14 protein-coding genes are annotated in these 11,793 nt (G+C 64.1%); 5 read left to right on the forward strand and 9 right to left on the reverse strand.

The annotated features are described in order from the left end of the window. Positions 1-82 precede the first annotated feature (82 nt). From H620_RS0117315 to thiO, 5 genes are read left to right on the forward strand one after another with little or no spacing between them, the layout of a single operon-like run. Positions 83-280: a prepilin-type N-terminal cleavage/methylation domain-containing protein gene (locus H620_RS0117315; protein ID WP_027907756.1), complete on the forward strand. Its 198-nt coding sequence runs from the start codon at positions 83-85 to the stop codon at positions 278-280. Next, positions 277-930 (forward strand): PilW family protein, encoded by a 654-nt coding sequence (locus H620_RS0117320; protein WP_023382462.1) that lies wholly within the window; start codon positions 277-279, stop codon positions 928-930. Before H620_RS0117315 ends, H620_RS0117320 begins: the two co-directional genes overlap by 4 nt. Beyond that, on the forward strand, positions 927-1,400 hold the full coding sequence (locus H620_RS0117325; protein ID WP_027907757.1) for a hypothetical protein: 474 nt from the start codon (positions 927-929) through the stop codon (positions 1,398-1,400). The genes H620_RS0117320 and H620_RS0117325 overlap by 4 nt, the downstream gene beginning before the upstream one ends. A gap of 1 nt (position 1,401) precedes the next feature. Beyond that, positions 1,402-1,791, forward strand: coding sequence for a type IV pilin protein (locus H620_RS0117330; RefSeq protein ID WP_023382460.1), 390 nt, complete (start codon positions 1,402-1,404; stop codon positions 1,789-1,791). A gap of 55 nt (positions 1,792-1,846) precedes the next feature. After that, positions 1,847-2,944, forward strand: a complete 1,098-nt coding sequence (gene thiO / locus H620_RS0117335; RefSeq protein ID WP_023382459.1) for a glycine oxidase ThiO — start codon at positions 1,847-1,849, stop codon at positions 2,942-2,944. A gap of 93 nt (positions 2,945-3,037) precedes the next feature. Here the strand turns inward: thiO and H620_RS0117340 are convergent, their stop codons facing one another. The 9 genes from H620_RS0117340 to H620_RS0117380 form a co-directional block, all read right to left on the reverse strand. Continuing rightward, positions 3,038-4,456, reverse strand: a complete 1,419-nt coding sequence (locus H620_RS0117340) for an amidase (RefSeq protein WP_027907758.1) — start codon at positions 4,454-4,456, stop codon at positions 3,038-3,040. A gap of 1 nt (position 4,457) precedes the next feature. Continuing rightward, positions 4,458-5,735, reverse strand: a complete 1,278-nt coding sequence (locus H620_RS0117345; RefSeq protein ID WP_023382457.1) for a Zn-dependent hydrolase — start codon at positions 5,733-5,735, stop codon at positions 4,458-4,460. Positions 5,736-5,835: 100 nt separating this feature from the next. Beyond that, positions 5,836-6,531, reverse strand: a complete 696-nt coding sequence (locus H620_RS0117350) for an ABC transporter ATP-binding protein (protein ID WP_023382456.1) — start codon at positions 6,529-6,531, stop codon at positions 5,836-5,838. Continuing rightward, positions 6,531-7,283, reverse strand: a complete 753-nt coding sequence (locus H620_RS0117355; protein WP_027907759.1) for an ABC transporter ATP-binding protein — start codon at positions 7,281-7,283, stop codon at positions 6,531-6,533. The genes H620_RS0117350 and H620_RS0117355 overlap by 1 nt, the downstream gene beginning before the upstream one ends. Next, positions 7,283-8,302: a branched-chain amino acid ABC transporter permease gene (locus H620_RS0117360; RefSeq protein ID WP_023382454.1), complete on the reverse strand. Its 1,020-nt coding sequence runs from the start codon at positions 8,300-8,302 to the stop codon at positions 7,283-7,285. The genes H620_RS0117355 and H620_RS0117360 overlap by 1 nt, the downstream gene beginning before the upstream one ends. A gap of 1 nt (position 8,303) precedes the next feature. After that, a complete protein-coding gene (locus H620_RS0117365) occupies positions 8,304-9,164 on the reverse strand; it encodes a branched-chain amino acid ABC transporter permease (protein WP_023382453.1) in 861 nt (286 codons plus the stop codon). Positions 9,165-9,229: 65 nt separating this feature from the next. Further along, positions 9,230-10,432 (reverse strand): ABC transporter substrate-binding protein, encoded by a 1,203-nt coding sequence (locus H620_RS0117370; protein ID WP_023382452.1) that lies wholly within the window; start codon positions 10,430-10,432, stop codon positions 9,230-9,232. Between the two features lie 90 nt (positions 10,433-10,522). Next, entirely contained in the window at positions 10,523-11,287 is a 765-nt protein-coding gene (locus H620_RS0117375; protein WP_023382451.1) for a FadR/GntR family transcriptional regulator, read from the reverse strand. Positions 11,288-11,468: 181 nt separating this feature from the next. Next, positions 11,469-11,699: a PP0621 family protein gene (locus H620_RS0117380; protein WP_023382450.1), complete on the reverse strand. Its 231-nt coding sequence runs from the start codon at positions 11,697-11,699 to the stop codon at positions 11,469-11,471. Positions 11,700-11,793: the final 94 nt, after the last annotated feature.

The following is an 11,793-nucleotide window of genomic DNA, read 5'->3' on the forward strand; positions in this document are numbered from 1 at the left end:
TTTAGCTTCAAGGTCGATGGCGGCAAGGTCCAGTCGGCCAAGTTCGCGCTCTTCAGGGGGAAAAGTCGCAGGAGGTGCACGGATGCGCACGAGGGATCAGGGGATGACGCTGTTGGAAGTGCTGTTGGCCGTGGTGGTGGTGTCGTTGAGCATGTTCGCTGCGGCCGCATCGCAGTTGCGAGCGATGCAAGCCACCGAAAGCGCCCGCCACGAGGGGCAGGCCGCGTTGAGCGCGCACAGCGAGCACGAGCGGGGTAGGGTCCAGGGCAGGCAGCCATGAGCCGCGAGCAAGGAGGCTTCGGCCTGCTCGAAGTGATGCTGGCGCTTGCCATCGGGCTGATGTGCCTGGCGGCGGTCAGCCAGGTGTTCGTCGCCGCGCATCAGGCCTGGCGCCTGCAAGGCGCGGCGGTCCATATGCAGGACGATGCCCGGTTTGCACTGCTGCACATGGCGCAAAGCATACGCATGGCCGGCATGTTCGGGTGTCTGCGAGCGCAACCTGGCGACTTCAAGGCACCAGAGGCGATCCAGGCCTTCGCCCAGCCGTTGCAAGTCGGTACATCCAGCCTCGACCTGGTCGTGGCCGAGTTGCCTGGATACACCGGAATACCGAACTGGACCCTTCGCACCGATTGCATCGAACAGGTACAGGTGCATCGCGCGCGCGAGGGCAACGACCAGCTTCCTTTGGCGTTTCCGATCAGCCGCCACAGCTACCGGCTTGAAGGCACGACGTTGGTCTTCAAGCGCGCCAACAGCCGAAACTTCCAGCCTCTGGTCAACCACGTGCGCGAACTGCGCTTGGTCCATGTGCCAGCGCTTGGCGGAGGGCGGGTGGATATCCAGCTGGCGCTGTACGAGCCAACCTTGGGTATCGAGCAGCGTTACGCACTGACCGTTGCGGTACGCAACCCGGTGGACGAATCATGAAACGCCAACGCGGCATGGTGCTGTTGCTGGCGTTGGTGCTGAGCCTGCTACTTGCCCTGATTGCAGCGTCGGCCTTGCGCGATGCGCTGTTGGAGACGCGCATGACCGGTTACCTGCGCGATGGCCTGCAGGCGCTGGAACAGGTGGAGACCACCCTGCAGTTCGCCGAAGCCGAGCTGGAGCGCGCGCCACCTGCATTGTGCAAGGACTGCCAGCCCCCTTCGCGCCCGCACGAGCTGCAGGGGTCATGGCAAGGCACCGAGAGCGGCTACTTTCAGCTTCAGAATCTGGGCGCGAGTACCCGTGCCGCCCACCGCGCAGAGGGCGAGGAAGTCACGTTGTACAGGGTGACCGCCGTCAGTCGCCAGAGCGAGTCAAGGCAAGTGGTGGAGGCGGTCTACGCTGTGCCAGCCGCTCACGGGCAGGTAGCGCAGCGCATCCTTTGGCGGCAGAGACTGAGGCGGGACTGACATGCAGCAAGGTTTGAGCCTGATCGAGTTGTTGATTGTCCTGGCCGTGACCGGCATTCTGGCAGCCATTGCCTACCCCAGTTACAGCGACCAGCTCAGGCGAGCCGCACGCAGCGAAGTGGTTGGCCTGCTGCACGAAGCCGCCCTGCGCCTGGAGCGTCATCGTGCGCTCACTGGCCAGTATGCCGAGGGCGACCCCCGGTTACCTGACGGGAATCGTCACTACAGGCTGCACGCCCAACGTGGCAGCGACACCTTCACGCTGTTGGCACGCCGGCTGCCGAGCGGCCTGATGGCCGTTGATCGCTGTGGCGATTTCCAGCTCGACCAGGCCGGTGTGCGCGCCAACCCCGGCGCGTCCGGCGACGCTGAACGCTGTTGGGGAAGCTGAAGGTTGAATGATGCCGGGTGCATCGCGGATTTACTTCAGGTGTTTGGATCGACAGATGAGTAAACGAGTAGTGGTTGTTGGCGGCGGAGTGATCGGCCTGCTGACGGCGTTCAACCTGGCGGAGAAAGTCGGCCAGGTAGTGGTCTGTGACCAGGGCGAGGTTGGCCGCGAGTCGTCCTGGGCCGGTGGCGGTATCGTCTCGCCGCTGTACCCGTGGCGCTACAGCCCGGCGGTCACCGCCTTGGCGCACTGGTCGCAGGACTTTTATCCACAGCTTGGCGAGCGTCTGTTCGCCAGCACTGGATTGGACCCGGAAGTTCACACCACCGGCCTGTACTGGCTCGACCTGGACGACGAAGCTGAAGCTTTGGCTTGGGCTCAGCGCGCGGGCCGCCCGCTCAGTGCCGTCGACATCTCGGCTGCCTACGACGCGGTCCCGGTCATGGGGCCTGGTTTCAAGCGGGCCATCTACATGGCCGGCGTAGCCAACGTGCGTAATCCTCGCCTGGTGAAGTCGCTCAAGGCGGCATTGCTGGCGCTGCCCAACGTGACAATGCGCGAGCATTGCCAGATCACAGGGTTCCGTCAAGAAAGCGGGTGCGTGACAGGCGTACGGACCGCTGACGGGGTGATCGAGGCCGATGACGTGGTACTCAGCGCTGGCGCCTGGAGTGGCGACCTGCTCGGCACCCTGGGCCTGACCTTGCCGGTGGAACCGGTGAAGGGGCAGATGATCCTCTTCAAGTGCGCCGCCGATTTCCTGCCCAGCATGGTACTGGCCAAGGGGCGTTATGCAATTCCACGACGTGATGGGCACATTCTGGTGGGCAGTACGCTGGAGCATGCCGGTTACGACAAGACGCCAACGCCAGAGGCACTGGAAAGCCTGAAGGCTTCGGCGGTGGAGTTGCTACCGGCGCTGGCAGATGCCGAGGTCGTGGGGCACTGGGCCGGTTTGCGGCCAGGCTCACCGGAAGGCATCCCATACATCGGGCGGGTGCCGGGGCATGATGGGCTGTGGCTCAATTGCGGGCATTATCGCAACGGGCTGGTGCTGGCGCCGGCATCGTGCCAACTGTTCACCGATCTGCTGACAGGGGCCGAGCCGATTATCGACCCGGCGCCCTATGCGCCGGCGGGGCGCCTTGGCTGATCGTGCGCTGGGCCGCAGTGCGGCCCGTGATCTTCTCGGGCTCCGCGCGCTCCTTGTGGGCGTTGGCTGGCCGGCGATGCGCCGGCCAAGCCATCAGCCATTGCAGCCTGTCAGCGGCACCTGAAGGTGCCGGCTTGGATAATGCTGCTCATACACCTTGCACACCCGCAGCACGTGCTCATCGGCAAACCGCCCGGCAACCACTTGCAGCCCGACGGGCAACCCCTCGCGGGTAAACCCGCACGGTATGGAGGCCGCGGGCTGCTGAGTCAGGTTGAAGGGGTAGCTGAACGGCGTCCATTCCATCCATTGCGCCATCCCTGACCCAGGCGGCACATTGTGCCCCGCCTCGAATGCCACCAGCGGCAACATGGGCGTTACCAGCACGTCATAGCGCTGATGGAAGGCATTCATCTTCGCGATCAGATCCGCCCGGGCCTCCAGTGCCTGGGTGTATTCGCTCAGGTTGATTCGCGCACCCTGTTCGGCGATCCACCGCAGCCCAGGGTCAAGCAGGGCTCGCTGCTCATCGCTGAACGCGCTGGCCAACCGTGCAGCTCCGGCAAACCACAGCGTATTGAAGGTTTCCAGCGGGTCGCCGAATCCTGGGTCGACTGCTTCGACCTGCGCCCCCAACCGAGCCAGGCGCTTCACCGCCTGTGCCACCAACGCCTGGATCTGCGGGTCGACGTTCACATACCCGAAATCGGCGCTGTAGGCGATGCGCAGGTGGCCAAGGTCCTGATCCTGACCCAGCCACGGCGTCTGGCGTGGTGCGCCTGCCAGCCCGTCGCGCGCATCGGGTCGGGCGACGCAGTCGAGCATCAGCACCGAGTCGTCGACCGTGCGCGTCATCGGCCCCAAGTGCGAGAGGACGGTCATGGCGCTGGCCGGCCATTGCGGTACATAGCCGAACGTTGGCTTGATGCCGAATGTACCGGTAAAGGCACAGGGGATACGGATCGAGCCACCGGCATCGCTTCCTTGGTGCAGCACGCCCAGGTTCAGCGCGGCAGCCGCCGCGGCGCCGCCGGATGATCCGCCAGCGGTCAGCCGGGTATCCCAGGGGTTACGAGTGATGCCATACAGCGGATTGTCGGTGACCCCCTTCCAGCCGAACTCCGGCGTAGTGGTCTTGCCCACCAGCACCGCGCCGGCTTCGCGCATGAAGGCGGTGAAGGGCGCATCAACTTCCCATGGGCCTGCAGCCGACGTGGTGCGCGAACCCTTGCGCGTGGGCATGCCAGAGGTCAGGGTCAGGTCCTTGATCGAGGCAGGCACGCCATCCAGCCGGCCACAGGGCTCACCCCGCAGCCACCGTCGTTCGCTGGCGCGGGCCGCGGCGCGGGCCCCCTCGCCGTCGACATGGCAGTAGGCATTGACTACCGGGTTGTGCAGGTCGATGCGCGTCAGCACATCGTCGACCACCTCGACCGGTGACAACTGCCGGCGTTGGTACAGCTCCAGCAGTTCGACGGCGGTGTACTCGCCAATCGCGGTTTTCTCGGTCATCTCAGCGGGCTCCTGGATTGGCAGCCTGGAACATGGCGCGCAGCAGGACATCGCAGCCATCGGCCAGGTCCTGTGGTGCGGCATTTTCGATCTCGTTGTGGCTGATGCCACCTTCGCACGGTACGAAAATCATACCGGCCGGCCCCAGTTCGGCCAGGAAGATCGCGTCGTGGCCGGCGCCGCTGACGATGTCCATGTGGCTTAGCCCCAGGGCGCGGGCTCCCTGGCGCACGGCATCGACGCATTGCTCGGCGAAGTACAGCGGTGGGAAGTCCGCGGTCGGTGTCAGTTCATAGCTCAGGCCGTGTTTCGCTGCACTGGCTTCGATGGCGGCACGTACTTCGCCCACCATGCTGGCGAGGTGGTCGGGGTCGAGATGACGCAGGTCGATGGTCATCTGTACCTGGCCGGGAATGACATTGCGCGAGCCGGGGTGCAGGGTCAGGCAACCGACCGTGCCGCAAGCGTGAGGCTGGTGTGCATGGGCCGAGCGGTTGACCGCCGCCACCACTTCGGCGGCACCGACCAGTGCGTCCTTGCGCAGGTGCATCGGGGTGGGGCCGGCATGGGCTTCGACGCCGGTCAGCACCAGATCGAACCATTTCTGCCCCAGACAGCCCTGGACCACACCGATGGTGGTGCGTTGGTCTTCCAGGATCGGGCCCTGCTCGATATGCGCTTCGAAATAGGCGCCAACGGCATGCCCGGTGGGCGCGCGCGGGCCGGCATAGCCGATGCGCTGAAGCTCGGCGCCAACCGACAGGCCCTGGTCGTCGATCTTTTCCAGGGTTTCCTGCAGGCCGAACTTACCGGCAAACACGCCAGAGCCCATCATGCACGGTGGGAAGCGTGAGCCTTCTTCGTTGGTCCATACCACCACTTCCAAGGGGGCTTCGGTGCTCAGGTCGAGGTCGTTCAGGGTACGGATCACTTCAAGGCCAGCCATGACCCCGTAGCACCCATCGAACTTGCCCCCGGTGGGCTGTGTATCGATATGGCTACCGGTCATCACCGGTGGCAGCGCCGGGTTGCGCCCGGGGCGGCGGGCGAAGATGTTGCCGATGGCGTCGATGCTGACGGTACAGCCGGCTTCCTCGCACCAGCGCACGAACAGGTCGCGGGCTTGACGGTCAAGGTCGGTCAAGGCCAGGCGGCAGACACCGCCCTTGGCGGTGGCACCCAGTCGTGCCAGGTCCATCAGCGATTGCCAGAGGCGGTCGCGGCTGACCAGCGAACCCTGGCCGAGCAGGTGCTGCGAGGGATCGATGCGGGTGTTCATGGTTCATCTCTCCTGAAGCAAAACATGGTCAATTCAATGGCGGTGTGCTGTGTGGCCTGCGCCGGGTCCCGTCGAAAGAGCCGGTACACACAACCCACAGTCAGGCGCTCAAGGCCAGGTAACGGTTCTTGATGCTCGGGTCTTCGCGAAACTGCGCAGCGCTACCCTGATAGGCCACGCGGCCCTGTTCGAGCACGTAGTGACGGTCGGCGAGGGCGTCGCAGACCATCAGGTTCTGTTCCACCAGCAGGATCGACAGGCCTTCGTCCTTGATCCGTCGCAGGATTTTCACCAGTTCGTCGACGATCACCGGGGCCAGACCTTCGGTGGGTTCGTCGAGGATCAGAAGCTTGGGGTCGTTGAGCAGCGCACGGGCGATGGCCAGCATCTGCTGCTCACCACCGGAAAGGGCAAAACCGCCGTTGCGGCGCCGTTCCTTGAGGCGCGGGAACATGCTGTACACATCCTCAAGCTGCCAACGGCTGTCCTTGCGCAGGGCGATCTTGAGGTTTTCCTCCACGCTGAGCTGGCGGAAGATGCCACGGTGCTCGGGCACCAAGGCGATGCCGAGCCGGGCGATATCGAAGATCTCGCGGCCAACCAGTTGCTGGCCGTTGAAGGTGATCTGCCCCTGACGCGGGCGGACGATGCCGAGGATGCTGCGCAGGGTAGTGGTCTTGCCGGCACCGTTGCGCCCAAGCAAGGTCACGAGCTCGCCGGCCTCGACCTTGAGCGAGACGCCTTCGAGCACATGGCTCTTGTCGTAATAGGAGTGGATCGAGTCGACGTTGAGCATCAGGCGGCCTCTCCAAGGTAAGCGGTGCGTACGCGTTCGTCGTTGCGCACCTGTTCAGGGGTACCTTCGACCAGTATCTGGCCGTGGCTCATCACGGTGATGCGCTGGCTGATCGACATGACGATGCTCATGTTGTGTTCGATCAGCAGCACGGTGTGGTCGCGCCCAAGGTCGCTGATCAATGCTGTCATGACCGGGATATCGTCGATGCCCATGCCCGACGTGGGCTCGTCGAGCATCAGCAGGGTGGGCCTGGCGCAGATCGACATGCCGACTTCCAGTACCCGCTGCTGGCCGTGCGACAGCTCGCCGGCCAGCGTCTCGGCGCGGGCCGTGAGTTTCAGGCGCTCGAGCACCTGGTCGGCGGTGTCCCAATGGCTACGCTTGTGCTCGACGCTGCGCCAGAAGTTCAGCGCACCCAGGCCGTCGCGGCCTTGGGCGGCCAGGCGCAGGTTCTCGCGAACCGACAGGTTCTGGAACAGGCTGGTGAGCTGGAACGAGCGCGCCATGCCCAGCGCAACGCGGCCGTGGGAGGTTTTGCGGACGATGTCCTGGCCGTTGAACAGGATCTGGCCGCCGGTGGCCTGACGCTCACCGGTCAGGCAGTGGAACAGGCTGGTCTTGCCAGCGCCGTTGGGGCCGATGACGGTATGAATGGTGCCGGCGCTCACTTTGAGGTCGACGCCTGCGACCGCCTTGAACGGCCCATAGGCCAGCTCCAGCTGGCGGGTTTGCAGAAGGTAGTCGCTCATCACAGGGTCTCCTTGGTGTTGGCCTGGGGTTTGTCGCTGGCACTGCGTGGCGCCAGCAGGCGCTTGCCCAACTCGGCCAGACCGCCCCACAGGCCGCCGCGCATGAAGACCACCACCAGGATCAGGATCACCCCCAGCAACATCAGCCAGCGTGGCCACAGCTCCGACAGCACATCGCCCAGCAACACGATGGCGCCAGCGCCGAGCAGTGAGCCGAACAGCGAGCCGGTGCCGCCGACGATGGTCATGATCAGGATGTTCTCGCTCATCATCAGGTCGATGTTCGACAGCGGCGCAAAATGCAGCAGCATGGCGTACAGCGCACCGGCGATGCCGGTTATGGCACCCGACAGCATGAAAACGAGGATCTTGAAGTGTCGGATGTCGTAGCCAATGGCCGCGGCGCGGGTTTCGTTCTCACGGATGGCCAGCAGGGTGCTGCCGAATGGCGAGCGGATTACCCGCAGGGCACCGGCGAAGATCAGCAGGAACAGCACCGCGACGAACACGTAGAAGTGCCGAGGGTCGCCCAGGTCCACCAGCACGTGGCCGGCCATTTCGATGTTCGGGCGTGGCACGTCGAGCAGGCCATTGTCACCGCCGGTCCAACCGCTGAGGGTGTAGGCCAGGAAGTAGGCCATCTGGCTGAAGGCCAGGGTCAGCATGACGAAGTAGATGCCTTTGCGGCGAATCGCCAGGGCCCCCACCAGCAGCGCCAGGAAGGCGCCGAACAAGGCTGCGCCGAGCAGGGCGGCGAACAGCCCCCACTGCAGGTGAATCATCAATAGCGCCGCACCGTAGGCACCGGCGCCGAAGAAGATGCCCTGGCCGAAAGAGAGCAGGCCGGTGTAACCGAGCAGCAGGTTGCAGGCCAGCGCTGCCAGGGCAAAGATCAGGATCTCGGTTGCCAGGGTGGCCGACGGCAGCAGCAGCGGCAGCGCAACCAGGCTGGCGACGACCAGCGACAGCAGAGCTGGCGCGCGGCCCTTGGCAACGGGTAATGGGTTTTTCTCGCTCATCTCACGCTCTCCCGAACAGGCCATAAGGACGGACCAGGATGACCGCGGCCATGGCGCCATAGATCATCAGGCTGGCGCCTTGCGGCCAGAGGCTGGTCATCATGCTTTGCACCACACCCACCAGCAGGCCGCCGACCAGCGCACCGCCGAACGAGCCCATGCCGCCGATCACCACCACCACGAAGGCGATGCCGAGGATTTCCGGGCCGACGAAAGGCTGGGCACCCCGCAGCGGAGCGAAAAGGACGCCCGCCACGCCGGCCAGGCCCACGCCCAGGGCGAAGGTCAAAGAGAACAGGCGGAAGATGTTGGTGCCCAGCAGCGATACGGTTTCGGTGCTCTCGCTGCCGGCCCGAACCAAGGCGCCGAAGCGGGTGCGCTCCAGCAGAAGCCACAAGCCAAGGCCGATCAGGGCAGCGAAACCGATCAGGAACAGGCGGTAGTAGGGGTAGATGAAGTCACCGAGGATCAGCACCCCGCGCAGTTCCGGCGGCACGGCGATGTTCTTGCCCACTGGGCCCCAGATCAGCACCGAGGCTTCCTGGATGATCAGCGCAATGCCGAGGGTGACGAGGATCTGGAAGGTGTGCGGCAAGTGGTAGATGCGCTTGATCAGCAGGCGCTCCACCGCCCAGGCCAGCGCGGCCACCACCAGCGGCGCGATCAGCAGCGCCAGCCAGAAGTTGCCGGTAACAGCCACGGCGGTGTAGCACAGGTAGGCGCCCAGCAGAAAGAAGGCGCCATGGGCGAAGTTGACGAAGTTCAGCAAGCCGAAAATGATCGTCAGGCCGACGGCGATGAGGAAGTAGATCATCCCCAGGCCCAGGCCGTTGAGCAGTTGGAACAGGTACAAATCGAGCATGAGCGTGCCCTCGACAGCGCGCGGTGCGGCTGCCTGTACGAGTGTGTTTGACTAACGCCTTGGCTTCAGGCCAGGGCGCAACCGGTGTGGTCGACCTCGATGAACGAGCGCCCCGAGCTGATGACTTCGGCCAGGTCGTCCTCGTCGCGCATCTGCCCTTGGGGCTTGCCGCGCAGCAGGTAGTAATCCTTGAGCACCTGGTGGTCACCCGGGCGGATCAGTTCATCGCCTGTCGGGCCTTGGAAGCGCATGCCCTGGAGTGCGGCGGACACCGCGGCGCCTTCGAGGCTGCCGGCCTTGATGATCGCTTCGAGCATGACCTTGGTACCGATGTAGTCGGCCGCCAACGGGTAATTGGGGTTGATGCCGTAGGCTTTACGGGTGGCTGCGACCAGTTGCTTGTTCAGCGGCGTGTCGACCTGATGCCAGTACTGAGCGCCCAGATAGACGCCTTCGAGCACGTCGCTGCCCAACTCCTGGAACTGGTCCAGGCCCGCTGACCACACCATCAGCACGCTCATGCGGTCCTTGATGCCGAAGTTCACCGCTTGGCGCAGTGCATTGGATGCCTGGCTACCGAAGTTGAGCAGCACCAGCACATCGGGTTTGGCGGCGATGGCGTTGGTCAGGTACCCGGAGAACTCCTGCTCCTGCAGCGAGTGGTAGCTATTACCGATGTGTTCGACGCCGAACTCGGAGAATACCTTGCGGGCGTTGTCCAGCAGGGCATCGCCGAACACGTATTGCGGGGTGATGGTGTACCAGCGCTTGGCCTGCGGCAGCTGGCGGATCATCGGCACCAATGTTTCGCGGATAGCGCCGTAGGTGGGCACTGACCATCGGAAGGTCGAGGCATTGCAGTCCTTGCCGGTGATTTCGTCGGCGCCTACTGGCGTCATGAACACGCCGCCGGCCTTGTGGATTTCCTTCGACACCGCCAATGCCGAGGACGACAGCGTACAGCCCTGGAAGAAGCGCGCGCCGTCCTGGCCGATGGCTTCCTGCACCTTGCGCACCGCTTTACCGGCGTTGCCTTCGGTGTCTATGACCTTGTACTTGAGCGGGTGGCCGAGCAACTGTGGGTATTCGGCGATGGCCAGACGCGAGCCCATGTCGGCGTACTTGCCGTAGCTGGCGAAGGCCCCAGACATGGACTTGAGCCCATAGAAGGTCAGCGGTTGGTCGGCGAATGCCCGGTGCGCCCCCAAGGGGAGGCCTCCTAGGGCACCCAGGGCAAGGCCTGCCTTGAGCAGGGTACGTCTTTGCATGGGTAACTCCTTGGTTCTGGTTATTAGGCAGGAGTGGCAATGACAAAGCGGGTACGGCCGGGCCTGTGTGCAGGCCTCTTTCCAGGCGCATCAGTGGTGGTGTTCGAACTCCAGCAGGAAGTTGCGGGCAACCTCGCCTTCGAGCGCGGTCATGTGGTGCTCGGCGTCGCACATGTGTTCGTGCATCAACCGGCGTACAGCGGGTTCGTCGCTGGCGCGCAAGGCTGTCAGCAGCTGCTTGTGGTACGCGATGTTGGCGGCAGCGAACTGCTGGCGCTTGGGCAGGTAGGCCTTTTTCAGCACCACCAGGTCGCGTAGCAGGTCGTTGAGGAACACTGCCATGAAACGCAGCAGCGGGTTGGGGCAACGGTCGGCCAGCAGCGTGTGGAACTCCAGCTCCGCCAGCCGTTGTTCGCGCTGCCCTTCTTCGCTGTCTTCCGGCGCGCTGCAGAAGTCTATGTTGGCTTGCAGGGCCGCATAGTCAGCGTCACTCAGCTTGCCCATGACCGACACCGCCAGCTCGACCTCGATGACTTTGCGCAATTGGTACACCTGCTCGCCGTCCAGGTGCTGGAAGTGCAAGTAGTTGCGCAGTGCGCGGCTGGCCGGCTCGGTGCCGACCTCATTGAGGTAGGCGCCACCGCTCGGGCCGGTGCGGGTGCTGACCAGGCCTTCCACTTCAAGGGCCTTGAGCGCTTCGCGGGCGGTGCCTTTGGAGCATTCGAAATGCTCCATCAGCTCACGCTCGGTGGGCAGCCGATCGCCAGGGTGCAGCGCTTCGGTGACGATAGAGCGCTTGACCGATTCGACGATCACATCCGACAGCTTCTGGCGCTTGCGTTTGGGTTTGAGCATTTCGCTATTTTTCATATTTATGCGGATAAATAGGATTTAGCGAGTTTTGCCCATAGGGGTCAATGCCGAAGGCTGGGGAGGGGTCGTAAACGGTGCGAAAGCGTCGGGGAGGGATAAGAGCGCAAGAAAATTACCGCGCAACCTGTAAGAGCGGGTGACCCGCTCCTACAGGGCTGTGTGTTCAGTTTTGGCGGCCAGGGCCTTGCTGCAAGTGCGCCTGGCTGCAATACCACTCGTTACCCTGGCGCAGTGCCCGGTCGTTGGGCAGGTGCACCCCGCAATGGGCGCAGCGCACCATCTTCAGCGGGTCGTCGAGCTTGGGCTCGGGATGCGACTGTTGGCTGATCTTGAACTTGCGCCACAGCCAGAACGCGGCGGCGATCAGGGCGATCCAGAAGAGTAGGCGAACCATGGTGTCCAGCTTGTTCAGAGAGGAAGCCACCAGTCTAGGGCGGCCCCCACGAAAAAGGGAGGCCCTGAGCCTCCCTTTCTTGTAGTGCCGTGTA

Origin of the sequence: Pseudomonas taiwanensis DSM 21245, assembly GCF_000425785.1 — a bacterium.
GTDB classification, from domain to species: Bacteria; Pseudomonadota; Gammaproteobacteria; order Pseudomonadales; family Pseudomonadaceae; genus Aquipseudomonas; species Aquipseudomonas taiwanensis.